The following is a 24,891-nucleotide window of genomic DNA, read 5'->3' on the forward strand; positions in this document are numbered from 1 at the left end:
GTGTCAATAATTTTTCGCAGGTTTGTGAATGCGGCTCATGGCAAAATCATGGTTTCTTTGAAAGTTTTCTTTCCTATGTGGAAATTCGAAAAGAAATCATTTACAATTTATTTGATACTGATTTTCATTAATTTATTTCAGGGTATCCCTGCAAAGGAGAATATATGAAAACAATTGTGGCTGTTTCCGTTTTTGCTTCGTTGTCTCTGCCTGTGATGTCTGTTGTAGCATCGGTTTATGAAATGCCTGCAGTTTTGGTAACGGCGGAACGGACGGAAGCGGAAATTAGGAAAGAACCGCAGTCTGCGGAGATCGTTACATCGGAAGACATAAAGCGTTCCGGGGCGTATGATATGAGATCTGCCCTTTCGTCCGTTTTAAATCTGAGCGTGGAGCGGTCACGTCCGGCAAAAAATGCGGGAATGGGCGGCCATCAGGTGATGCTCCGCGGTATGAATACGAATCACACACTGGTTCTGGTGGATGGGAAACGTATGGCTGATGAGGATACAAGTGTGACACAGAATTTCTATGTTTTGGATCGGATCAGCGTAGATCGTATCGACCGGGTGGAAATTGTCCGCGGAGCATCGAGCGCCCTTTACGGTTCTGATGCCATGGGCGGTGTCATCAACATCATCACGAAGAAGCCGGAAAAACGGGAAGTGATTGTCAGTGCTGCAGCAGGGACAAATGAATTGAAAAACAGCTATCGTTTTGATTTAGGGAAAGAGGGACGGTGGAGCAATGCTTTTGATGTGTCTTTCATAAAAATACGTCCTGTTTCTTATCAAGAAGACAGCAAAATGTTTATCACATTTCCCGGTATGCCGCCGTCTCATGGGGGAGGAGTCGTTTTGACGAAAGGTGTCAATACACCGGATGCGGGAAACCGCCGGCTGTTCCACTGGACAGGACTTTATAATTTTGAAAATTCCGTGCAGGGCCAATTGCGTTTTGATGCAGGATATTTTAATGAATCTGTTCATTCATCGTATGCTGATGCCGATTTGAACATGAGGGGCAAGAAGGTGCCTGCATACAGGAGACGGCGGGAAAATATCAACCGGGATGGATTTGATTTCTCCGCGGAGTATACGGGCCGCACGGGAAGAAATGATTATATGGTTCGCGCGGGCATGAGCCGTATGAAGAAAGATTCCTATTCCTATAACGGAAGGCACCTGCAAGGACTGCCGCTGTTTCTTGCAGGACACCTGAATCGGTATTTCCCGAAAGAAAACAGCGACAATGCGAGATACAGTACCTATTTCCTTGAGGCGAAGGATACGGTGAAATCGGGACGTCATACTTTTACGTTCGGCGGGGACTATCGGAATATTGCTTATGAAGGGACGCGTCTTGCCGATAATGCGGCAGGTCTCTCCAAAAAGAGGGAATCCCACTCCGCAGATCATGTGGCGGTGTATGTTTCCGATTTGTGGCAGGCAAATGACCGGCTTTTCATTACGCCGTCTCTGCGTTTTGAGCATCATAACCGTTTCGGTTCGTCTCTGTCGCCCCGTCTTGGGCTGACTTATGAACCGGACAGCCGTACCCGGTTCAAGGTGAATTACGGGAAAGGATTTAAGGCGCCGACTATCAGTGAACTGTACATCAAGCTCCATCATTTTGTGAATGTTTACGGCAATCCTGATTTGGAGGCGGAGAAATCCCGCAGCTGGGACGCCGGCATTGAATGGGGGCGGGGCAGGAGTTTCGGCAGGGTGACTTATTTTGATAACCGGGTGAAGAATCTCATTGATGCGCAGCCGTCAGGAAGGAATAATGACTGGTTCTATCAAAATATCAGCCGCGGGGATATCCATGGGGTAGAAACGGAATGGGGCTACCATGTGAGCGACCGCCTTACCTTTAAAGTAGGCTACGTGTACCTTGACGCAAAAGGTGCTATGACAGGAAAGGCGGAAGCACGTCTCGACAACCGCGCGAGAAATACCTTCAGCACCTGTTTTCTCTATGACGATCATGAGAAATACGGCTGGAGCGGATCAGTAAAGAGTTATTTCCTTGGTGATTATCAGTTTGACGGAAAGGATTATTCTTACCACACATTGGATATCTCTGCCCGGAAGAAATGGGGCGAAAAATTTTCTGCTACACTGGCACTCTACAATATCTTTGGCAGGAAGGTAGATGATCTTTACCTTGGCGGAAGGGAATGGGCAATCGGAGCGGAAATGAAATTTTAAAGGAATGACCGCCGGCAGGAGTACCGCGGTCAGGAAAGGAAATTGATGGGAGAGGTGCAAAAAAGGGGACTGCTTTATGAATTAAAAGGTGGTTACCGCATTGATATGACAGAAGAGGAATACCGTGAAAAGCGGGAAGAACTTGGGCGGATTGCCGCCCGACTCCATGTGAATCTGGATGTCCTCGACCTGCTGGAAAAAGATTATAGAATGCGTCTGATCGTTTTGTCGCTGGCATCGTATTTCGGCTTTGAGAGAATTACGGGCAGGGAGCTGCTGGAAGCAGCCTGTTTGGAACCGAAAGAAGGCGTGAATGATATTTAAAGCGTTTTTCCACAAGGCGGGCTGGATGCCTTACTATCTGGAATATGCGTTTAATGACGGTGTGAAAACGGATTTTCATGACATTGCGGAATTCTTTTTTGATGATGTGGAACTGTACATGGACATGTCGGAGTTTCTATCCTATCTTCGTCTGCCCATGGCGGTACGGTTGATTTAAGACAGAAAAAGAGCCATAAACGGAAATATATTTCCCGATTACGGCTCTTTTATTTTGCCTGATTTATTTCTGTTCCATCTCGGACTGCTGAGCAGTTTTGCGTTCCTGTATTTCCAGATCAAAAGATTTCTGCATACGGACGTAACTCTGTCTGCGTGCCCTGGCATCTTTTTCTGTTTTTTCAAAGAGGGCTTCCGCTTCTTGCGGGAAGAGCTTCTGCAAGCTTGCATAGCGGACTTCGCCTAAAAGGAATTTACGGAAATCGCCTTTCGGTTCTCGGCTGTCCAGATGGAAAGGGTTCTTTCCCGCATCCAGAAGCCGGGGGTCATAGCGCCAGTTACACCAGTAACCGCATTCCACGGCTGCTTTCTGTTCTGCCGATGCTTCGCCCATGCCTGCCTTGATGCCGTGGTTGATACAGGGAGCGTAAGCAATGATAAGGGACGGACCGGGATAGGATTCTGCTTCGTGGATGGCTTTTACAGCCTGGTTCATGTCGGCTCCCAAAGCGATCTGTGCTACATAAATATATCCGTAAGACACGGCGATCATGCCGAGGTCTTTTTTCTTAGTCTTTTTGCCTGCTGCCGCAAATTTAGCGATAGCTGCGGCAGGGGTGGATTTCGAGGACTGGCCGCCCGTGTTGGAGTAAACTTCCGTATCCAGTACGAGGACGTTGATGTCTTCTCCGGACGCAAGGACATGGTCCAGACCACCGAAGCCGATATCGTATGCCCAGCCGTCGCCGCCGAAGATCCACTGGCTCTTTTTAATAAAATGATCTTTCAGGGCGAGGATTTCTTTATATTCCGGATGAGAAGAGACTTTTGCGTTCAGCGCGGCTTCCAGTTTTTCCGCCCTGCTCCGAGTGCCGTCCCCCACATCCTTTCCGGCAATCCATTCTTCTATAGCCGTTTTTGTGTTTTCATCAGAAGAAGGAAGTACTTCATTCAGTTTCTCCTCCACCCGTCGGCGCAGTTTGATTTCGCCCAGATGCATGCCGAGGCCGAATTCTGCATTGTCCTCAAAGAGGGAATTTGCCCATGCGGGTCCCTGGCCTTCCGCGTTGGTGCAGTAAGGCATGGAAGGAGCGCTTGCTCCGTAAATGGAGGAACAGCCTGTGGCGTTGGCAATAAGCATTCTGTCACCGAAGAGATTGGTGACCAGGTGGACGTAAGGCGTTTCACCGCAGCCTGCGCAGGCACCGGAAAACTCAAAGTATGTCGGTTCAAACTGGGAACCGCGGACAGTGAATTTATTCATCGGGTTTTCCTTACGGGGGAGCGTGATGGCGTAATCCCAGTATTTCTGCTTGTCAAGCTGCGTTTCAATCGGTTTCATGACGAGAGCCTTTTTCGGGGCGGGGCATACATTGGCGCAGATGCTGCAGCCGTAGCAGTCTTCAGGACTGACAATGATTCGATACTTCAGGCCTTTTTTCGGTCCCGGCAGATCTCTGCAGATGAAGCCTTCCGGCGCGCGTGCCTCTTCTTCCTCGGTTACGATGAAGGGGCGGATGGCGGCATGGGGGCAGACAAAAGCGCATTGGTTGCAGGAAATACAGTTTTCAGGAATCCATTCCGGTACCTGGATGGCCGCGGCAGGACGTTCGTAATGGGATGTGCCTGTAGTGAAAGTACCGTCTTCCCAGCCTTGGAACGTGGAAACGGGGAGATCATCCCCTTCCTGCCGGTTCATGACATCGCAAACGTTTCTTACGAACTCGGGACGATCCACTTTAGCAATGAAGCCGCCTTCAGTTGCATGTGCCCATTCTTCGGGAACGGGGACTTCAACGGCTCCCGCGATACCCGCATCGACTGCCGCATTGTTCATGTCGACTATGTTCTGGCCTTTCCGCCCGTAGGACTGCTCATTAGCGTCTTTCAGGTATTTCACGGCATCTGCTTCGGGAATGATATTTGTGAGATGGAAGAAAGCGGACTGCATAATCATATTGATACGTCCGCCGAGACCGATATTCTTCGCGATTTCAAAAGCATCAATGATGTAAAATTTCGCATGGAGAGAGGCCAGCTTCCTTTTCAGCGCTGCCGGAAGGGCGTGCTCCAGGTCTTCCGGTCGCCATTGGCAGTTCAGGAGAAAGATGCCGCCCGGTTTGAAGCCGCGGAGCAAGTCATACTTATACACGTAGGACGGGCGGTGGCAGGCGATATAGTCCGCTTTGCGGATGAGGTAGGGCTTGCGGATCGGCTCGGGACCGAAACGAAGATGGGAAATAGTCACGCCGCCGGATTTTTTGGAGTCGTAAGCAAAGTATCCCTGGGCGTACATATCCGTGTAGTCGCCGATGATTTTGATGGCGCTCTTATTGGCGCCGACGGTACCGTCTGAGCCGAAACCCCAGAATTTGCAGGAAACAAGTTTGTTTTCTTTTTCGGGGACAGGAATGGGGGTGAGAGACAAATTGGTTACATCATCTCTGATGGATAAAGTGAAATTATGGCGCGGTGTTTCAGATTTCAGATGTTCATAGACAGCCATGATGTCTTCCGGAATAACGTCTTTAGAACCTAATCCGTAACGGCCGCCGCAGACTTTGATATCTCTTCCTGCCGCAGTGACGGCGCTCTGTACATCAAGGAAAAGAGGTTCGCCTATAGCGCCCGGTTCGCGGGTGCGGTCGAGGACGGCAATCTTTTTTACTGTTTCAGGAAGCTGTTTAATGAAATGGTCGACGGAGAAAGGACGGTACAAGTGGACATTTACAATCCCCACTTTTTCACCGGAGGCGTTAATCGCGTCAGCCACATCTTTACAGATATCGGAAACGGAACCGATGGCGACAATGACACGATCCGCGTCAGGCGCCCCGTAGTAGTCGAAGAGGTGATATGTCCGTCCCGTAATGGCACTGATCTTATCCATATAGTCCTGTACGATATCGGGAAGCGCGTCATAGTACGGGTTGGCTGCCTCGCAGTGTTGGAAGTAGATGTCGGGATTTTCCGCCGTGCCGCGGATGACGGGCCTGTCCGGATTCAGCGCACGGGCGCGGAATGCGGCGAGAGCTTCCTTGTCGATGAGAGGTTCCAGTTCGTCGTACTCCATGACTTCCACTTTTTGTATTTCATGGCTTGTGCGGAATCCGTCGAAGAAATTGATGAAAGGCACGCGGCCTTTAATGGCCGCCAGGTGGGCAATGCCGGCAAGATCCATGATTTCCTGTACGTTCGATTCAGCAAGCATGGCACAGCCGGTGGCTCTCGCGCTCATTACGTCCTGATGGTCTCCGAAAATAGAAAGGGCGTGGTTTGCAAGGGCGCGGGCGGCGATATGGAAGACGCCGGGAAGAAGTTCGCCGGCTACTTTGTACATATTCGGCAGCATGAGAAGCATTCCCTGTGACGCGGTATAGGTAGAGGTAAGCGCGCCTCCCTGCAAAGCGCCGTGAAATGCGCCTGCCGCGCCTCCTTCAGACTGCATTTCCGCCACATGGACCGTGTCGCCGAAAATATTCTTCTTTCCATGGGCAGACCATTCATCTACAGATTCCGCCATCGGTGACGAAGGGGTAATCGGGTAAATGGCAGCTACTTCTGTGAATGCGTATGAAATATACGCCGCGGCTGTATTGCCGTCCATTGTCTTTACATTTCTCACAGTTCAACACTTCCTTTTTTAAATATCCGCCGGGCAACTCCCATGCGGGACGGATACGGGTTCGGTTCATAAATATTCCTTGCAAGATATAAAAAAATTATGTACAATTACATTATGAGAAAATCGCATAGTTAAGTTAATTAATGCTATATAATCATAATTGTTTACACATAATTTTTCGGCAGGAAATTATGAAATCTATGTTCATTATAGAGGAAATACGATTTTTGCACAAGAATGACAAGGTGTACATTTTTTAAGAAAATATTTCAAAAGTAAGGAGCGTGTATTATGGACTATCGTCACTTGAAGTATTTCATGGAAGTAGCGGAAGAAAAAAGTTTCAGCAAAGCGGCGAGGAATCTTCATATTTCCCAGTCCGCCATCAGCCGCATGATCAAATCGCTGGAAGATGAATTGGGGATCATCCTTTTTATCCGCAATGCGAAGACAGTCGAAATTACTGCGCCGGGAAGCATCTTCCTGAACTACGCGAAGCGCTGCCTTTTCGCTTTTGAACATTTAAAGAGCGACTTTGAAAATGAATTCAATCTGAAAAAGGACACGATCCAGATCGGATTGCCGCCGATTACGGACGCGCATGTTTTCGCCAAGCTCCTGGGCGAATTTAAAAAAACCTATCCGCAGATTTCCATTGAGCTTTACGAATACGGCTCCAAGGTAATCGAGACCTCCGTGCAGGAAGGACGCATTGATGTGGGCATCATCTGCACCATTCCGAATAAAGATTTTGAATCGTTTTTCCTGTCGGATGATAAAATGTGCGTCGTCATGCCGAAAGGTTATCCGCTGGAAGAGAGAAAAGAAATACCCATGAAACTTCTTGCCGATTATCCGCTTGTCCTCTATCGCGATGATTTCAATTTACATGATGATATCCTGTCGAACTGCAAGAAGATCGGATTTACGCCGAAAATTGTTTTTGAGACGAGCCAGCGCGATCTCATGCTCCAGACCGTTTCCTCGGGACTGGGAGTGGCGATCCTGCCGAGCCGCCTTTGTCCGCCAAACAGTGCAGATGGAAATATAGCCGTCCGCCCGCTGACGGAACCGAAAATGACCCACCACCTGTATGCGATTTGGAAGAAAGGGCGTTACCTCTCCAGAGCGGCCCGGTTGTGGATTGAATTTACAAAAGATCATTTGACTCTTCTCAATAAAGAAAAACTTGATGACGAAATAAGGGGATAATTTTCGTGGACAGGTGGAAAGAAAAACTTTGTCTGGAACATACCTGGTATCTTTATCTGTGTGTTTTTCTCCTTCTCGCTTTCATTTCATGGCAGCAGTCCCTTATTGCGGATCTGCAGGAACGGATGATGAATGTGGAGGCCAGCCGGTATGATGACCAGCTGAACAATATCGAATGGGCGGCGACACTGGCACTGGAGCAAAATAAAGAACAACAGAAGGATATTTATTCTCTGCAGAAATCCAGCGCGGATTATCAGTTCCGCATCATGGAGCTGGAATGGGATGTGTATGACAAAAGATAGTATGAAGCGGCGGCTTTTCCGGCTGCCGTTTTATATTTCTACTGGAAGTTTATTTTTCCGCCTTATGAAACAGCGGGACATAACTGCAAAAACTTAAGGTTCGTGATACAATAAATGACGACTGTAATTATTTATCAATAATGTATTATTTGCTTTGGCGACGGGAGTTTTTATGCTTGGACAAATACAGGGACTGCTGATGACAATGCGCCTTTGGGATGCGCTGGATATACTTGTTGTCGCGTTTTTCTTTTACCGGATGTATATCCTTGTCCGTGATACGCGGGCGACCGCTCTTTTGAAGGGGCTCGTGTTCCTCGGACTTTTCACATTGTTTGCAGGCTGGCTCCAGCTCCATGTAGTCAGCTGGATACTCGATAAACTTATGACAGTGCTCATTGTCGCGCTCCCTGTGGTATTCCAGCCGGAACTCCGCCGTGCTCTGGAACAGCTTGGCCGCGGCAAATTTTATATTTCTTCCCGCATCATGGATGAAGCGGAATTAGATGCTGTCATTGATCATGTGGTGGAAGCGACGATGACCATGGCGAAGAATAAAGTAGGAGCGCTTATCGTTTTTGAAAGGACAGTAGGGCTTGACGACCGTATTGATACAGGGATCCGTTTGGAGGCCCTCGTGTCAAAAGAGCTTCTTGGAAATATTTTTATCGTAAATACACCGCTCCATGACGGCGCCGTCATTATCCGCGACAACCGCATCATGGCGGCAGGCTGCCTTTTGCCGCTTACCCGTGACAGGAGCCTCTCCTCTGAACTGGGGACACGCCATCGCGCGGGAATCGGCATGTCTGAACAGGCGGACTGTGTCGTGGTCATCGTCAGTGAAGAAACGGGAACGGTTTCCTATGCTTACGGCGGCCATATTTACCGCCATCTCGAAGAAGACGGCTTGCGGAATATCCTGCGGAACTTCCTTGTGCAGGATAAAGCGAAAGGCGTCGGTAATGTATTGCAGAAATGGAGCCCGCTGAAATGAAATATACAAATTTGCGGTGGTGGCTTCCTAAATTCCTCTGCCTCATGGCGGCATTTGCTTTCTGGGTATATGTCATGAATGAGCAGAATCCTCTTGTGGAAAACTCTTATACCGTTCCGGTCGAAGTGCGTAATTTGGACCGTTCTCTCGTAGCCCTTAATGTACCCCAGAGGGTGAAAGTGAAGATCCGCATGAACCGCAGCGATCTGGTCAGCATGCGGAGTGATAATATCAAAGCCTATGTCGATCTTGACGGATTTACGGACGGCGATTATCCGAACACACCCATCCATATTTCCGTACCGGGAAATGAAACGGTGATTTCCCAGGATCAGACATATTTCGATTTATTTATCGACACCTATGCAGTGAAATCGCTGCCGGCACAAGTGGAATTTATCGGAGCGCTTCCGGCAGGTTTCAAGGCGGAGCGGAAATCCACGACGCCGGAATATATTACTGTCGCGGGAGCCAGCAGCCGCACGGCTCTTGCCGACCGTGCCATTATCTCTGTCAATGTGGCGGGGAAAACAAAAGATTTCGACGAGTTTGATGCGGTGAATGTTCTTGATGCGGATGGAAATACGGTAACGGGGATTGACATCATGCCTACCCGTGTCCGTGTTTCCGTACATATGTCGGAAGACCAGAAGACGGGAAATATTCCTTTCAAACCGATAGTAAAAGGGGAACCGGCAGAAGGATACAAAGTCTCTGAAATCACGGTGACGCCGCCGGTGGCCACTGTCAAGGCACCGGAAAGCTATTTCGATAAAAATACGGTGGTGGAACTGGAAGAAATCGATATCACTGGAGCAAAGGAAAGCGTTACCAAAAAGATTGACATACCGAAACCGGAAAACGGTATGATTATTCCCGGAGCCGTTACGGTACATGTGAAAATAGAAAAAGAATAAACGGCTTGACGGGAAAATATATTCGCTGTATCATTTGAAAATTGCAGTGCAAAATAGTAAGAAATCAATCGCGGAGGATTTAGAATGGTCACATTGTTCGGAACAGACGGCGTACGCGGCGTGGTAAATTCCACACTCATGCCCGAATTAGCATTCCAGCTGGGGCGGGCGGCAGGCGCCTATTTCTGTAGGGAGGAAGGAACCCATCGCGTGCTTATCGGTATGGATACAAGGATTTCAGGAACCATGGTGGCAGCCGCTTTATCGGCGGGGCTGTGCGCGTCGGGGGTGAATGTGGACTTGGCAGGCGTGATTCCCACACCGGGTATCGCATACCTGACACGGACAGAAAACTATGATGCCGGTGTCGTTATATCTGCTTCCCATAACCCGTTCCCCGATAACGGAATCAAATTTTTCGACAGGAACGGGCATAAACTGCCGGATCAGGCGGAAGAAGAAATAGAGAATATCCTTCGACATGACGAAGAACTGGCACGGCCTACCGGCGAAAAAGTCGGATTTATCCGCCACCGCAACGAGCTTGCGTGGAAATATAAAAATTATATCCTTTCCACAGTGAAAGGGGATTTCAAAGGGATGAAAATCGTAACGGATTCCGCCAACGGCGCCGCCAGCGGATTCCTTCCCGACATCCTCCGTGAACTGGGTGCGGAAATAACCGCCCTCTACTGCGAACCGAACGGTGTGAACATCAATAAAGACTGCGGTTCCACCCACATGGAAACTTTACAGAAAATGGTTGTCGAAATGGGGGCGGACTGCGGTATTGCCAATGACGGCGATGCGGACCGCTGTCTTTTCGTCGATGAACAGGGAGATATCATGGATGGCGACCATATCATGGTGATTAACGCCCTGCGTATGAAGAAAGAAGGGCGGCTCAATGCGAATATGGTCGTAGGCACCGTCATGAGCAACCTGGGCTTCGGCAAGGCGCTGGCAGAACATGGATGCCGTACCGTGGCGACCAATGTAGGCGACCGCTATGTGCTGGAAGAAATGAAGGCGCACGGATATTCCCTTGGCGGTGAACAGTCGGGACACATTATATTCCCTGAATTTAATACCACCGGTGACGGTCTTATCACGGCCATGCAGACGCTTATGGTTCTCCGTGACCATGACGGCCCCCTTTCTGAATTAAATCATCTCATGACCACCTATCCCCAGCTGCTGAAAAATGTAAAAGTGTACAGCAAGAACGGATGGGAAGAAAATGAACAGATCCGGGCAGCTATCGCGGCGGCAAAAGACGAACTGGGAAACGACGGGCGTATCCTCGTCCGTGCGTCAGGCACGGAACCTCTCATCCGCGTCATGGGAGAAGGCAGTGATAAAGACCGTCTGGAACGGGTGATTGATGACATTGTTTCCGTAGTGGAACAGGAACTCGGGGAAGAATAGATGCAGGTTCGATGAGCGTATATTCCGTTTCTTTGTTTACTATGTCATACTAAAAATAAAAAATGGCTGATCTATGCAGACCGCTCCCGCGTGGAAGAAGTAACAAAAATAGAAAAATACCATTGCTTTTCTGAAGTACCAAGGTGCAGTTGCCTTTGCGAAATAGGAAAACAATGGTATTTCTGCATGTAAGAATAACTTTGATTTCTCTATGCTTTTTTTGATTTTCATTTTCTGGTATACTGGAAGTGATAAATGGGGAAAGCAAGCATCCGGCGTAGGGAAATGATTACCGGCTGCCGGGCGGAGAAAGGCCGGCGGTTTTTTCCGTTTATCGTTTAGACCGTTCTGTCAGCAGAGGATCAGAATCGTTTTTCAAGGTATCATGTAATTGTTTAATTAATAGTTTGAACGAAAGAGAGGATTTTATGATGAATGAAGCCATCGTTGAAAAAGTAAAGGCCTTGATTGCGGCTCCCAGCTGCTATGCGGGATTAAAGAAAATCGCGGAAGAGTATATCGCCGCTCTTGGCAGTGATCGGGAAAAGGAAGCCGGACGGAAACTGGTAGCGGAATTGGAAGCGGATGTGCTTTCTATCGATGATGTCCTTGCGTTTTTTGAATCGGATGCAGGGGAAAAAACATTTGGCGCGGAACAGGCGGCGGCTTATGCGGCACATGCCCGGGAAGTGAAGGCGAAAGGCGGCAAGTGGTGCGACTGTCCTGCCTGTGCACCGGGAAGAGAGATTCTGGACAGGAAAGAGGAGCTCTGCTGAAATATAGTAATCGTTTTATGAAAAGAGAGAATATCCGGGAAGCGGGTACTCTCTCTTTTTGTTTTACCTGATTATGGAAATGTCTTTCCTTTTTCTTTTCGGTACGTAGTATTGGCGCTCTTCATCAAGGTAGTATTTTATGGAGCCGTCTTCAGGAAGTTCCACGAGGCTGCTCTTATGGGAGGGATAGCCGAGGGCGAGAGCCAGCTTGGGATCCCATGTTTCAGGGACAGAAAGTATTTCTTTTACTTTTTCAAATTCCGCATTTCCTATGATACAGGAACCTACGCCGTAGATGTAAGCATTGAGATTCATTGTCCTTACAGCGATGCCGATATCTATGCCTGTCCACGGGGTTTCCCGTCCTTCCGTGCAGAGAATGATAAAAGCGGTGGGCTGTTCGCCTTCTTTCGGCTGTCCCAGCTCTTTGGGGAGGGCGGCGGCAAAATGGAAGCACGACTGGATTTTCCGCACCGCTTCAGGGGTTTTTACAAGGACATAGCGGAGCGGCTGCCCATTCATGGCGCTGTTTGCGATACGGGCATTTTCCAGAAGTTCATCAAGTATTTCTTCAGGAATTTGTTTCTGCTTGAAACGGCGATATGTGCGGCAGCCGATGCAAAGTGTATGGAAGTCCATGGCACAGGCCTTATTTAACGGCAATGACTTCGATTTCGCAGAGTGCGCCGGCAGGAAGATCCTTTACGGCGACGCAGCTTCTTGCCGGTTTGCCCGGGAAGTGTTTTGCATAGACTTCGTTAAAGGCGGCAAAGTCTTTCATGTCTGTGAGGAAGCAGGTCGTTTTTACCACATTGTCCATAGAAGTTTCTGCTTTTTTTAAAATGGCTTTTATATTTTTGCAGACTTGCTCCGTTTGTCCGGCAATGTCGGAGACGATGATTTTTCCTGCGGCCGGGTCGATACCGATTTGTCCGGAAAGAAATATAAATCCGCCCGTCTGCTTTGCCTGTGAATAGGGGCCGATAGCGGCGGGTGCGTGTTTGGTGTGTATGGTTTTCATAAGAGCCTCCTTTGATTTACACATGAATGATATATTTATACTATACCGCAAAAGGCATCGGTGAAACAAATATATCCTGTTATTTACCGATGATTCATGGTATAGTGGAAAAAAGGAGGCTATGATGTCTTTTGAAACGGTACAGGCTTATTTTGAACGGTTCGGTATGGCAGACCGCTGCATGGATTTGAAGGAGTCCAGCGCGACAGTGGCGCTTGCGGCGCTTGCTCTCGGTACAGAGGAGGCGCGCATTGCAAAGACGCTTTCTTTTCTTGTTGGAGAAGTGCCTGTGGTTATCGTGACGGCAGGGGATGCGCGGATTGATAATCATAAGTATAAGATGCTTTTCCATAAGAAACCGAAAATGATTCCCGGGGAGGAATGCGAAAAGTATATCGGCCATCGGCCCGGCGGGGTTTGTCCGTTTTGCCTTCCGTCCACGGTGGATGTTTATCTTGATATATCATTAAAACGGTTTGATGTGATTTATCCTGCGGCGGGGACAGACCACAGCGCGGTAAAACTCACGCCTGAAGAACTGGAAAAATACGCAGGGGCGAAAGGCTGGGTGGATGTGTGCAAAGGTTGGCAGGAAGACCCCGTTTCCTGATGATCTTAATCCTACAAATACAGGACTCTTTTTCTGCCGCCGGACGGGAAGGTGTACAAGTGGAAATATCCCGCAGGTGCGGCGCCGGCCGAAAGAATAGTGCAAAACGTTTTTTGAAAGGAAGAGCATGGACAATTTATTTCAGATGTGGTGGCCCGTAGCCTGTGTGGTGCTGGCGGATGTCATTTACCAGGTGTGCGCGAAGAAAATATCTTCCGGGGCGGATCCTCTGGCTGCACTGGGGGTGACTTATCTTGTAAGTGCCGCAGTTTGCGTCGGTCTTTACTATGGGATGGGCGGAATGAATCTGTTTGCCGATATGTCCCATGCCGGGCTGGCAGCGGCAGGAATAGGCTTTGCAGTGACAGGGCTTGAAGTGGGCTGTGTGTGTATGTATAAAGAAGGATGGGCGATGAATGTGGGGTTCATTCTTTATACAGCGATGATTGTGGTGGCTCTCCTTGCTGTGGGGGCGGTATTTTACAATGAAGCCGTTTCATTTACCGCTATGGCAGGGATTATTCTTACATCGTCAGGGATGTACATGATTGTGAGGGGCGCATGAATTTTTCTTTTTGGTGGCCTGTCGGGCTCGTGGTTCTGTCAGGTGTCGGATACCAGGTGTCGGCAAAAGAAGTGGCAGGCGGCGCGGATCCGTTGGCGGCACTTGTAGTAACATACCTTGTGGCATCGCTTACATCTTTTCTTATCTATGCGCTTACCGGAAAAAAGGGAGAGAAATGGAAAGAAATTATGAGTTTCCGCCCTGCTGCTCTTGTCTTGGGCCTTTCCATTGCGTTTATTGAAATAGGGACAATTTTCATTTATAAGGCAGGGTGGACGATGAATGCATCCTTTATCGTGACGAATGCCCTCATTACACTTTGTCTTATTTTGACGGGAGCGGTTTTGTACAGGGAAAAACTGTCCCGCCGGCAGGCACTGGGGATCGTTGTTTCTTTTATCGGCATATGTTGCATTGTGTGGTAAAAAGGAGAGTAAAAGAAGAGAGGGAAATGTCTTTTACATGCTTTTGATAATGCACTTATGGAGAATGAAAGGGTGGCTCTGCGGGATCGCGACTGTTTATCCGCAGGCAGTGTCCATTAAATGTATACATGAATTCGACATAAATAAAATGACGATCCGAAAATTTGAGGGAATCGTCATTTTATTGTTTACAGCAGTTTTATGTAATCGTAAGTGGGATGCACAAGCCAGGTGCCGTCACTCTTAAGGATGCCCCACTTTTTGTTATCCTTTTGTCCTCCGCTGAAACCATGGCGGAATTTTGTAACACCCGTAAGCGGATCTTTTGTGTCTTCGTACAGAATATTTCCTTCTTCATCAATAATGCCGTAATAGCTTTTGGATCTGAAGATCCATGTGACAGGCGTCTCATTGAAATGGGCGGCCCCGATATTGGGCGGGAGGGAAGCGATGATATCTCCCGTAGAAGCATTGAGCAGGTAACGGCGGCTGCCGTCTTTCCCCAATGCCCTGTTAAATCCGAGAAGTGTTATATCGTCGTAACGGAAATCGATAACCTGCTTTCCGTCTGACAGGTCAAAAAGGCCGCATTTTCCGGAATAGCCGCTCTTGAGCACGAGGCAGGCGTCTTCAATATCAATAGAACCCACGGTGTAACGGGAAGGGGGAATCAGTGTGCGTCCTTCGGGAGAAAGAAAGGCTGTGAGCCCGTCTTTCTTGACAATCGTTCCGTAAGGGGTCATGGGATAGACTTCATCATTCCGGCTGTCTATGACGATATGCCCTTCTTGATCAATATACCCTCTTTTGATGCCATTGTAAGCCGTATGATAATTATCAAAGTCTTCCACCTTTTGCGGGTTGATGGCATCGGCTGCCAGGATGCCGAGGAACGACTTGCCGCTGAAAGTATTCACACGCCGTCTGTATTCCGCGACACCGTACTTATAAGGGCAGATACCATCATAGGGAATTTTAAAAAGAGCCCTTCCATTCTCGTCAATGGCGATTTTTTCCCCCTGCATGGTTTTTACAAAAGCGATCCCTTCGCTGAATCCGGCAAGTACCGCTTTGTAACGGGGCGCGATAAGCACACTGCCGTCAGGCTTCTTAAATCCGTACAAACCTTTTTCAGAGTAGCTGAAAGGGTTTGAGGGAATCGTTTTTACCGCTGTGGCGGAATTTCCTTTTTTATCAATCAGCCGTAAATCTTTTTTCTTGTCGCCGGCTTTGAAAAGCCCGTCCTTTTCAGGGATCAGGAATTTATAGGTAGGTGGCAAAAGAACTGTCCCGTCTGTGCCGATGAGTCCCCATTTTTTCCCTTCCTTTATCATGGCAAGGATACCGTGGCGGTAGAAACTTTCATCCCGCTTCGCCTTGGCTTCTGTATAGGAAGCAAGTGCTTTGGGACGGTGCTGATTGATAAAAGGGGCGTCTTCTTCATCCGGAAAGACGAGGATTCCGATGGAAGGCGGTGTGATGGAAACGCCCTTTGTGGTTGTAGAAGACTTGCTTTCCGTTTTCACCGTTTCTGTGGAAATTGTCGTGCTGGACTCGTGGCGCCGGATATGTGTGGCGGTGGTGACGCCTTTTTCCGCCTGTACTGTATATATACTGTGCAGAGATGATGCAAGCAGGAATGTGAGGAAAGCGGCTTTCCATTTTATCTGTGTCATAAAGAACCTCCGAGTTTACCAAATAATATCATTTGTGCATTATAGCATGCATGGGAAAAGAATGGAAATATCGATAGAAATCTATGAAAAGCATATCGGGAAAATGAAAGGGCGGAAATAGAAAATATGAAACTTATCCGGCTGCTTTGCATAAGGGGAGGGCGTATCCGATACAGGGAAACCATAAATAAAACGGTGCATTGTGAACCTTGAATTAAGCGCTGAGTTGTTATATTATTTATATAATGTAAATTTGGATGTATAAAAAGGTGAACAATGGAGGCGATAATGTGGAAAGGGAAGAGATATCCGCAGGAAATCAGGGAAAGGTAAAAGAACTGGTATTGTTTTCTTTATTTACGGCGCTTACGGCGATTGGTGCATTTATCCGTGTGCCTGTACCGCTTTGCCCGTTCACGCTGCAACTTTTATTCACGACCCTTTCAGGGCTCATTTTAGGGAGCAGGAAAGGAGCGGCCTCCGTGGCGGTTTATGTAGCTCTCGGTCTGTCGGGGGTTCCCGTTTTTACGCAAGGCGGAGGGCCGGGATATATTTTCCAGCCTACTTTCGGTTATCTTTTGGGGTTCATCGCGGGCGCCTGGCTTACGGGGAAATTGTCGGAGCATATGGAAAAACTGTCATTTGTCCGCATTTTATTTGCGAACCTGGCAGGACTTCTTGTGGTCTACCTTTTTGGAATGGTTTATGTATACATCATAAATAATTATTACCTGAATACGCCTATCGGTATCTGGCCTGTGGTGCTTTATTGTTTCCTTCTGGCCGTGCCGGGCGATATCTGCCTCTGCGTTCTGGCGGCAGTGCTGGCGAAAAAGTTATACCGTGCGGGACATGCGTGGTAAGGAAATGGGGAAATCGGCGGTGCAGAGAGCCATTTCCATTTTTATTTGGTAAGGAAAGAAGGAATAGGATGGGCAGGGGACTTTTTATCACAGGAACAGATACGGATGTCGGCAAGACCTATGTGACGGCACTCCTGGTAAAAACTTTGAGAAGTGCAGGGTATGATGTGGGCTACTACAAGGCGGCCATCAGCGGGGCGAGGACGGTGGAGGAAAGCGATGCGGGATTTGTAAATCGTTTCGCGCAGATCTGTGAGCCTGAGGATATGCTCCTTTCGTACTTGTATCAGAATGCCGTATCGCCCCATCTGGCAGCAAGAATTGAGGGGAATCCCGTGGAGAAGGATGTCATCATGAGTGCCTGGGAACGTGTGACAGCGGCGTATCCCTATGTGACTATGGAAGGCAGCGGAGGAATCATGTGCCCTATCCGCCATGATGAAAAAGCGGTGTATTATCTGGAAGATATTATCCGATGGCTCCGCCTGCCCGTCCTTGTCATCGCCGACGCGGGACTGGGGACAATCAACCGAGTGGTGACTACCTGTGAATATATCCGCTACAGGAATATTTCTGTCAAAGGGATTATCCTGAATCATTGGAAAGGCGGTGTGATGGAAGAAGACAATGTGGAGATGATTGAAGAGATCACCGGTGTGAAAGTCCTGGCAAGGGTGAAAAAGGGAGATATGGCATTGGATATCGATCCGGAAACGATTATATCGCTGTATGAATAAGGGAGTATTTAAAATTAGGGAAGTTGGGAGCTTAAATGGAACAGAATTATTGGGAAGCGGAAGATAAAAAATATATATGGCATCCTGCCATGCAGATGAAGGACAATGAAGTATTTCCGCCGGTCGTTATAGACCATGCGAAAGGATCTTACCTGTACGGGACGGACGGGAAAGAATATCTGGATATTATTTCATCGTGGTGGTGCAATCTCCTTGGGCATTGCAATGAAGAAATCAATGAAGCCCTGAAAAAGCAGGTCGATGAACTGGAGCATGTGATTTTTACAAACTTTTCCCATAAGCCTGCTGTTAAACTGGCGCAGGAACTGGAAAAGGTACTGCCGGAAGGACTCTCCCGCTTTACCTTTCATGACAACGGTTCATCCTGCGTAGAGGCGGCGCTCAAGATGGCTTTCCAGTACCACTACCAGACCGGCCATCCTGAACGGACGCGGTTCATGTGCCTTCCTGAATCGTACCATGGGGAAACGATCGGCGCGCTGTCTGTCGGATCGATGGACTTTTATGCGAAGATATTTCACCCTATGCTTATGGACAATATTCATTTTGACGGTCTGGACTGCTACCGCTGCCCTTATGGGAAAACGCGGAATCATTGCGGCGTGGAATGCTTTGAAAGCGCGGAAAAAGCATTTAAACAGTACGGAAAAGAAACGGCGGCAGTCATTGTGGAGCCGATCCTTCAGGGGGCGGCAGGCATGCGTATCTATCCTGCCGAATATTTAAGGAAGCTCCGTAAGCTCTGCGATGCATACGGCGTGCTTATGATTGATGATGAAATTGCCGCCGGTTTTGGCAGGACGGGGAAACTTTTTGCCATAGAACATGCCGGTATTTCTCCGGATATCCTCTGCACATCAAAAGGGCTGACAGCGGGGTACATGCCCATGTCTCTTGCCATTACTACGGACAAAGTGTACGACGCTTTTTATGATGATTACGGCACGCATAAGGCTTTCGTCCACAGCCATACCTACGCAGGCAATCCTATGGGCTGCGCCATTGCGTTGACCGTACTGAAAATAATGAAACGGGATCATATTCTGGAGAAAGTCAATGAAAATGGAATCTATCTCCATGACAGGCTCATGAAAGCCCTGGGAAATCACAGGCATGTGGGAGAAATCCGCCATATCGGATTGATTAACGCCATCGAATTGGTGGAAAACAAAGAAACGAAAAAAGCTTTTGATCCGAAAAAGCGTATCGGCTGGCACATCTTCCGGAGAGCTATGGATATGGGACTGGTTCTTCGACCGATGGGAGACATTATTTATTTTAATCCGCCGCTGAATATAGAAAAAACGGATTTGGACAAAGCGGTGGAACTTTGCCGGAAAGCGGTCGTTACGGTTCTGGGTGAATAATAAGTGAAAATCACAAACCACCCGTAAAACGGGTGGTTTGTCGTAGGGCTATAAGCCCTTATCACTATGACCAGCGTCTCAAGGCGCTGGCTTTCACTTTGTTCAAGCCACTTTGTCCTTCTTACTCCGCTACCCCTTAAAGGGGTAATCCTTACGATTTAAATGGATTCTCATATTCCTTTATACTCAATTTATCTTTTATCATATCTGCTCTTTCCTGTTCTTTTATATACTTTCGTATTGTCTGTTCATTTAATCCTACTGTACTCACATAATATCCTTCTGACCAAAAGTGCCTGTTCCCAAATTTGTATTTTAAGTTTCCATGTTTTTCAAACATCATCAGGGCGGACTTTCCTTTCAGATACCCCATAAAGCTGGATATTGCTATTTTCGGTGGTATGCTCACTAAGATATGTACGTGGTCCGGCATCAAATGTCCTTCCAGTGTATCTCTACTCCTTTATACCGACATAGCTCCCTTAGTATTTTACCTAAATCTTTTCGGTATTGATTATATATAATCTTTCTTCTATACTTAGGTGTAAATACGATATGGTACTTGCACATCTATTTCGTATGTGCCAATGCATTTGCTTTGTTGGACAAAAAAATCACTCTCCTTTTTATAAATAGTGGCTCGGACTCCTCTATTATATAAACCGGATTGTGATTTTTTTATTGGTATAACCATTTATTTTCCACCCGCATAGCGGGTGGTTTTCTGTGCCATGCCCATGCCTGGCACAGTCTAAAGACACTAAGAAAAAAAGATGCCTGTCGGTGTGGAATATTCACGGCAGGCATCTTTCGTTTTGGGGCGGGGATATCGGATTTGAAAGGGGTATGCTCATATTTTCCTTTTCAATTGAGATTACATTCTTAATATATTTCGTGCTGCAGTTAATACTATTGGTGATACGGCTTACACCATTATTGTGGAGCATTTTAGAAAAAGAAACAGGATAAAGTATTGGCGTATGTAAAGTTATACGAGTTAAAAGTATGTATCTACTATTTATTTTGACGAAAATACGAATAAGAAAGCTTATTTCATATGCATGATTGCTTTGAAATCTTTGAGATAATGACGGGAAACAGGAACTTTATCCCGGGAGAAATAATCCATAGATAAGAGAAGTGTCCCATTATCTTGGGGATGTATTTCCTGTATCATGGACAGATTGACGATATAGCCTTTATGCGTACGGAAAAAACCTACTGGTTCTAAGAGAGATTCACTGTCACGAAGAGTTATTTTGGATGTGATAATGCCTTTTGTTGTGTAAAAAAGAGAACAATCTGACTTTTCAGTACAGATAAAAACAATTTCCTGTACAGGATTAATTATGACGACTCTGTCGATAGTCTGTAATGAAATCTTTTGTGAAAACGCAGTGATTTCTCCTGGTGCTCTATTTTGTTCCCGTTCAGCCAATCTGTTTTGTAATCGATCGACGATGCGCCTGATACGTTCTTCATCATAAGGTTTTAATATGTAGTCAAAAGCTTCCAGATCAAACGCCTGAATGGCAAACTGGCCGTAACCGGTGGCAAAAACAATTTTTGCGGGAATGTCCATTTCTCCTATTTTTTTAGCGGTTTCCAACCCATTCATGACAGGCATTTCGATGTCTAAAAAGATAAGATCTACATTGGGATGAGTTTTCAGAAAATCAAGGACACTTTTCCCGTTGGAACATTCTCCGACAATTTTGACATTGGGAATCGTAGAAAGTTCATATTTCAATTCACCTCTAGCTGGTAATTCATCATCTGCAATCAAAATTTTAATTTGCGGTATTGTCGGTATTGTCATGCTCTCCCTCCTTTGGAATGATGATATAGACGACAGTTCCTTTTCCTGTACGGCTTATAATATGAAGCCGACTTTTTTCACCGAAGATTGACAGAAGTCTTTGATGTACGTTGATAAGGCCGATGTTATCACGTCGTTTGTGACTGGTTAGCAGCTTTCCCAATTTATCCTGCGGGATGCCGACACCTGTATCGGCAACGAATATTTTATAAAGATGAGGATGTTCATGGAGTCCGACGATGATTTTGCCGCCTTCCGGCTTTTTCAGGATGCCATGGATGATGGCATTTTCTACTAAGGGCTGGAGAAGTAATGGTGGAATTTGTATTTTCTTCATTTTTTCCAGAGGAATACGATATTCGATCTGAAGACGATCGCTGAAACGGGCTCTCTCTAATTCCACATAACATGTGATGTCGTATATTTCTTCAGAAAGAAGAATCATTTTTGAAGGATTATTTAATGTATGTCGGAAATAATCGGATAGATATTTGAGAAGATTCCTCGCGATATCAGGATCGCTGCGTACATAAAAGTTGATTGTATTCAATGTATTGTAAAGGAAGTGGGGATTGATTTGTGCTTGAAGTGCCCGTATTTCCGCTTCTTGTAAAAGGAGTTTCTCTTTTTTTAATTCTTCATGCTCGTGTATTAATTCAATAATACGTGCTGTACCGTTCAGAAATTCTTTATCTGTCTTACTTAGCGGTGTGTCGGTCGGATTGGACGCAAAGATCCGGCAGATAGTCTTAGTCTTTCCTTCAATGCGGAGTTGCAGCAAATGGGGCATGGAAGGCAGCGTTTTCTGTAAAAGCAATATAGAGGTTTCCGCGTCTCCTTGGCTTTGGTTGCGTGGGTTTTTGTAATTGGTGGAAATAAATACATTGTCGTTTGTTATAATGGCAGACCAAATCAAATGAGGGAGAGCAGTCGTTATGATTCTTGGGGTTTTGGAAAAATCGAAACCGTGAGCTTCATCATGGATTGTTTGGATAAGCATATTAGCGGAATTAAAAGCAGTTTTTGCAGTTTCCGTTTTTTCTGAGTCTTGTTGGCGGGTGGTGGCTTCCAATACGCCGATAAAAAGAGCAACTGCCGGTGTATTTGTCACAATTATAGGCACGACTAAGGATAATAAATCTTTGGTATTTATGTATGCATATGGCCATGTCAAGAGGGCATAAAATAGCCAATAGACAATTTCTATGCCGATACTGTAAAATAAGGCCCACATCCACCGTTGGGAAGAGTGCTTTTTTATTTGGGGGGAGAGCAAGCCGGCAGCAATTCCCTGTAAAATGGAAAGGCCGCCGTTAATAGGAGCTGTGGCTGTTTGAAGGATAAAAATACGATTGATACCAACAATCAACCCTGTGATGGTGCCAACAATCGGACCACCAATGAATCCGCTGAGCATAATAGGAACTGCACGGAAAGTCATGATGCCTCCAGGGGTTCTGAAATTCCAGAAGGTACCACAAAGGCCTAAAATAGTAAAAATGACGGTAAAGATAATGTATTCGCGTTTGGTATAACGTTCCTGGCTGAGTGCATTGCGGAATATTTTGGTCCTACTTAGGAGAAGCAGGACCAAAAGAAAAATGGAAATACCCAGCCAGACATATTGGATGCCGGCAAAAGTTCTGCTTAGAGAATCGTACAAGGTCATTCCTCACTTTCTGGATGATAACTGATATTAAGTTAATCCATTTTATGGATGACTTTAGATTAGGAAAGGAAGATGAAAGTTCCGTTTATTTATTATACAATAAAAGTAGAGGTTAGCATGCGAAGTATGAAGAAAATTCTGTTACACAGAATGAATATGTGAGAAGATATTTGTTTTTGTTGAATTTATTTAATGCAACTTACACCCTTTTTTTTGCACTTTATAGAAATAAAATTGAATAATTAATTTTTTTGATTTACGATAAAAACATAAGTGGATTGAAAGAAGTCCAAAGGTGTTTTATTAGTGCTTTATGTATAAGGAGGATTGTGTTTATGTCTAAGCCGCTTGAAGGTATCGTTGTTCTTGACATGAGTCGTGTGCTGTCCGCTCCATTTACTGGGATGATTTTAGCGGATATGGGAGCTGATGTGATTAAGATTGAAGCATTAGGTCATGGGGATGATTCTCGTGCCTATCCTCCCTACATGGAAGATGAAAGTATTTACTTCATGGATCTTAATCGTGGCAAGCGTTCGATCACGCTTAATCTGAAATCCGAAGAAGGTAAAGAAATCTTGAAAGGGATGGTTAAGAAAGCCGATGTATTGTTAGAAAATTTCCGTGGTGGGACTATGGAAAAGTTGGGGCTTGACTATACGGTTCTTAAAGGAATTAATCCCGGCTTGATTTATACACAGATTACAGGGTTTGGGCGTACTGGCCCTCGTGCAAAGGCTCCGGCATATGACGTTATTGTCCAAGGCATGGGCGGTATTATGTCTCTTACTGGTGAAGAAGGCGGCGCTCCGATGAAAGTCGGTATCTCACAAGGAGATATTGTAGCAGGATTGTATGCGGCAATTGGCACAGCGATGGCATTGATTGCTAGAGGAAAAGATGGGAAAGGCCAGCTGGTTGATATTTCTATGTTGGATTGCCAGGCGCAATTTATTGAAAATGCGATTGTCCGCTATCTGAATGCCGGTGTAATTCCGAAATCTATTGGTAACCGCCACGCTTCCATTACTCCATTTGAATCAGTGAAATGTTCTGATGGCTATATCATGATTGCTGTTGGCAATGACAACCTGTTTAAGAAATTCAGCAGCCTGATTGGATTACCTGAACTGGCCGATGATCCACGCTTTGCAACAAATCCACTTCGTACGGCTAATGTAGAATCTCTTAATGAAGAATTATTTAAGGTCTTTCCTACTAAGACGTGTAAAGAATGGCTTAAGCTGATTGGTGATGCAGGTATTCCGGCAGGACCTATCAATAATGTGCCTCAAGTTCTGGAGGATCCGTGTATTCAGGCCCGTGACATGATTGTTACCTTGAAGCATAGCAAGATAGGTGATGTGAAAGCGGTTAATACCCCGATTAAACTATCGGAAACACCAGGGGGGGCAGAAAAGGCTGCTCCATGCTTAGGTGAACATACGTCAGAAATCCTCAAAGAATTCTTTGGGTATAACGACGAGAAGATTAAAGGCCTCTACGATAAAGGTGTGCTTTAATTTAGAATAGTTTAGAATAATTGTTTAAAATCAAAAGCACAAAAGCATTTAGAGAATTAACAAGGTTCTTTAAATGCTTTTTTTGCCGTATTCTTTGGCTTATTGTTTAACTTTTTGTCTGGTATCTGGAGTTATTGGCAAGATTTATTATATAAGGATATTAATATGTTAAGATAATGACTTCGAGATAAAGAGAAACTATGGAATGTAGTTAGGGTCGCATTTGTGTAGGTATTGATTCTCAACGTACTTTGCTGCTTAAAAAGGTAGCTATGCGTTTTATATGGCATCACTGGCTGTATTGGATTTATAGTGGAGGATAAAGAAGGACTGATGGGTGATTGCGTGAAATTACCCCGGTTCTTGTGGTAGAACAAAAGTCTTTATAACTTTCTTCTTTTGGAATAGGGCAAGTATGATATCGTATTGTAGCAACATGATTGGATATAAACTGGGTAATCCTAGTTTGGTACAATAAAAGATATAGTAAATTTCTATAAGGGGAAATTTGGTGCATATAGGAAAATATCTCTCCAAAAACTTGGAGAGATATGAGGAGATGGTAAGCTATTTTAGCAGATTGTTTCTATTATTGCATATCTACATAAAAAAGAATTTAAT

At 46.2% G+C, this 24,891-nt stretch carries 22 protein-coding genes and 1 pseudogene; 16 read left to right on the forward strand and 7 right to left on the reverse strand.

Going from position 1 to position 24,891, the window contains the following annotated elements:
* Positions 1–164 precede the first annotated feature (164 nt).
* From GCWU000321_RS08555 to GCWU000321_RS08565, 3 genes are read left to right on the forward strand one after another with little or no spacing between them, the layout of a single operon-like run.
* The gene (locus GCWU000321_RS08555) at positions 165–2,213 is read left to right on the forward strand and encodes a TonB-dependent receptor plug domain-containing protein (RefSeq protein ID WP_007070835.1); all 2,049 of its coding nucleotides are present in this window, start codon (positions 165–167) and stop codon (positions 2,211–2,213) included.
* Between the two features lie 45 nt (positions 2,214–2,258).
* Positions 2,259–2,537 (forward strand): hypothetical protein, encoded by a 279-nt coding sequence (locus GCWU000321_RS08560; RefSeq protein ID WP_007070836.1) that lies wholly within the window; start codon positions 2,259–2,261, stop codon positions 2,535–2,537.
* On the forward strand, positions 2,527–2,715 hold the full coding sequence (locus tag GCWU000321_RS08565; protein ID WP_007070837.1) for a hypothetical protein: 189 nt from the start codon (positions 2,527–2,529) through the stop codon (positions 2,713–2,715). The genes GCWU000321_RS08560 and GCWU000321_RS08565 overlap by 11 nt, the downstream gene beginning before the upstream one ends.
* Positions 2,716–2,778: 63 nt before the next feature.
* Here the strand turns inward: GCWU000321_RS08565 and nifJ are convergent, their stop codons facing one another.
* The gene (gene nifJ / locus GCWU000321_RS08570) at positions 2,779–6,321 is read right to left on the reverse strand and encodes a pyruvate:ferredoxin (flavodoxin) oxidoreductase (RefSeq protein WP_007070838.1); all 3,543 of its coding nucleotides are present in this window, start codon (positions 6,319–6,321) and stop codon (positions 2,779–2,781) included.
* 309 nt (positions 6,322–6,630) lie between these two features.
* Here nifJ and GCWU000321_RS08575 point away from each other — a divergent pair, with 309 nt between their 5' ends.
* From GCWU000321_RS08575 to GCWU000321_RS08600, 6 genes are all read left to right on the forward strand, one after another.
* Positions 6,631–7,551, forward strand: a complete 921-nt coding sequence (locus tag GCWU000321_RS08575) for a LysR family transcriptional regulator (RefSeq protein WP_007070839.1) — start codon at positions 6,631–6,633, stop codon at positions 7,549–7,551.
* Positions 7,552–7,556: 5 nt separating this feature from the next.
* Entirely contained in the window at positions 7,557–7,856 is a 300-nt protein-coding gene (locus GCWU000321_RS08580) for a hypothetical protein (RefSeq protein ID WP_007070840.1), read from the forward strand.
* A gap of 172 nt (positions 7,857–8,028) precedes the next feature.
* Positions 8,029–8,853, forward strand: a complete 825-nt coding sequence (gene cdaA / locus GCWU000321_RS08585; RefSeq protein WP_007070841.1) for a diadenylate cyclase CdaA — start codon at positions 8,029–8,031, stop codon at positions 8,851–8,853.
* Positions 8,850–9,770, forward strand: a complete 921-nt coding sequence (locus GCWU000321_RS08590) for a CdaR family protein (protein WP_007070842.1) — start codon at positions 8,850–8,852, stop codon at positions 9,768–9,770. The genes cdaA and GCWU000321_RS08590 overlap by 4 nt, the downstream gene beginning before the upstream one ends.
* Positions 9,771–9,854: 84 nt before the next feature.
* Entirely contained in the window at positions 9,855–11,198 is a 1,344-nt protein-coding gene (glmM, locus tag GCWU000321_RS08595; RefSeq protein WP_007070843.1) for a phosphoglucosamine mutase, read from the forward strand.
* Between the two features lie 428 nt (positions 11,199–11,626).
* The gene (locus tag GCWU000321_RS08600; protein ID WP_007070845.1) at positions 11,627–11,974 is read left to right on the forward strand and encodes a hypothetical protein; all 348 of its coding nucleotides are present in this window, start codon (positions 11,627–11,629) and stop codon (positions 11,972–11,974) included.
* 63 nt (positions 11,975–12,037) lie between these two features.
* Here the strand turns inward: GCWU000321_RS08600 and GCWU000321_RS08605 are convergent, their stop codons facing one another.
* Together GCWU000321_RS08605 and GCWU000321_RS08610 are read right to left on the reverse strand one after the other, a co-directional pair.
* Positions 12,038–12,613, reverse strand: coding sequence for a nitroreductase family protein (locus tag GCWU000321_RS08605; protein ID WP_007070846.1), 576 nt, complete (start codon positions 12,611–12,613; stop codon positions 12,038–12,040).
* 10 nt (positions 12,614–12,623) lie between these two features.
* Positions 12,624–12,995, reverse strand: a complete 372-nt coding sequence (locus GCWU000321_RS08610) for a RidA family protein (protein WP_040381591.1) — start codon at positions 12,993–12,995, stop codon at positions 12,624–12,626.
* Between the two features lie 121 nt (positions 12,996–13,116).
* On the opposite strand from GCWU000321_RS08610, the gene GCWU000321_RS08615 reads away from it, so the two are divergent.
* The 3 genes from GCWU000321_RS08615 (at position 13,117) to GCWU000321_RS08625 (ending at position 14,595) form a co-directional block, all read left to right on the forward strand.
* The gene (locus tag GCWU000321_RS08615; protein ID WP_007070848.1) at positions 13,117–13,605 is read left to right on the forward strand and encodes a YbaK/EbsC family protein; all 489 of its coding nucleotides are present in this window, start codon (positions 13,117–13,119) and stop codon (positions 13,603–13,605) included.
* 127 nt (positions 13,606–13,732) lie between these two features.
* Positions 13,733–14,170: a hypothetical protein gene (locus GCWU000321_RS08620; protein WP_007070849.1), complete on the forward strand. Its 438-nt coding sequence runs from the start codon at positions 13,733–13,735 to the stop codon at positions 14,168–14,170.
* Positions 14,167–14,595: an EamA family transporter gene (locus GCWU000321_RS08625; protein ID WP_007070850.1), complete on the forward strand. Its 429-nt coding sequence runs from the start codon at positions 14,167–14,169 to the stop codon at positions 14,593–14,595. Before GCWU000321_RS08620 ends, GCWU000321_RS08625 begins: the two co-directional genes overlap by 4 nt.
* Positions 14,596–14,783: 188 nt before the next feature.
* Here GCWU000321_RS08625 and GCWU000321_RS08630 read toward each other — a convergent pair whose 3' ends face one another.
* The gene (locus tag GCWU000321_RS08630) at positions 14,784–16,271 is read right to left on the reverse strand and encodes a WG repeat-containing protein (protein WP_007070851.1); all 1,488 of its coding nucleotides are present in this window, start codon (positions 16,269–16,271) and stop codon (positions 14,784–14,786) included.
* A 257-nt stretch (positions 16,272–16,528) separates the two neighbouring features.
* Between GCWU000321_RS08630 and GCWU000321_RS08635 the strand changes: the two genes are divergently transcribed.
* The 3 genes from GCWU000321_RS08635 to bioA all read left to right on the forward strand — a co-directional run bounded on the left by GCWU000321_RS08635 (position 16,529) and on the right by bioA (position 19,259).
* Positions 16,529–17,134 carry a biotin transporter BioY gene (locus GCWU000321_RS08635; protein WP_007070852.1) on the forward strand — a complete coding sequence of 202 codons (606 nt, stop codon included), beginning with the start codon at positions 16,529–16,531 and terminating at the stop codon, positions 17,132–17,134.
* A 68-nt stretch (positions 17,135–17,202) separates the two neighbouring features.
* On the forward strand, positions 17,203–17,871 hold the full coding sequence (gene bioD / locus GCWU000321_RS08640; protein WP_007070853.1) for a dethiobiotin synthase: 669 nt from the start codon (positions 17,203–17,205) through the stop codon (positions 17,869–17,871).
* Positions 17,872–17,906: 35 nt separating this feature from the next.
* On the forward strand, positions 17,907–19,259 hold the full coding sequence (gene bioA, locus GCWU000321_RS08645) for an adenosylmethionine--8-amino-7-oxononanoate transaminase (protein ID WP_007070854.1): 1,353 nt from the start codon (positions 17,907–17,909) through the stop codon (positions 19,257–19,259).
* 151 nt (positions 19,260–19,410) lie between these two features.
* Here the strand turns inward: bioA and tnpA are convergent.
* The 3 genes and pseudogenes from tnpA to GCWU000321_RS08660 form a co-directional block, all read right to left on the reverse strand.
* Positions 19,411–19,829, reverse strand: a pseudogene (gene tnpA / locus GCWU000321_RS08650) (IS200/IS605 family transposase).
* Between the two features lie 478 nt (positions 19,830–20,307).
* Positions 20,308–21,078 (reverse strand): LytR/AlgR family response regulator transcription factor, encoded by a 771-nt coding sequence (locus GCWU000321_RS08655; RefSeq protein ID WP_007070856.1) that lies wholly within the window; start codon positions 21,076–21,078, stop codon positions 20,308–20,310.
* Entirely contained in the window at positions 21,050–22,747 is a 1,698-nt protein-coding gene (locus tag GCWU000321_RS08660) for a LytS/YhcK type 5TM receptor domain-containing protein (RefSeq protein ID WP_007070857.1), read from the reverse strand. The genes GCWU000321_RS08655 and GCWU000321_RS08660 overlap by 29 nt, the downstream gene beginning before the upstream one ends.
* Before the next feature lie 335 nt (positions 22,748–23,082).
* Between GCWU000321_RS08660 and GCWU000321_RS08665 the strand changes: the two genes are divergently transcribed.
* Positions 23,083–24,270 carry a CaiB/BaiF CoA transferase family protein gene (locus GCWU000321_RS08665; protein ID WP_007070858.1) on the forward strand — a complete coding sequence of 396 codons (1,188 nt, stop codon included), beginning with the start codon at positions 23,083–23,085 and terminating at the stop codon, positions 24,268–24,270.
* Positions 24,271–24,891 lie beyond the last annotated feature (621 nt).

This window comes from Dialister invisus DSM 15470 (assembly GCF_000160055.1).
GTDB classification, from domain to species: Bacteria; Bacillota; Negativicutes; order Veillonellales; family Dialisteraceae; genus Dialister; species Dialister invisus.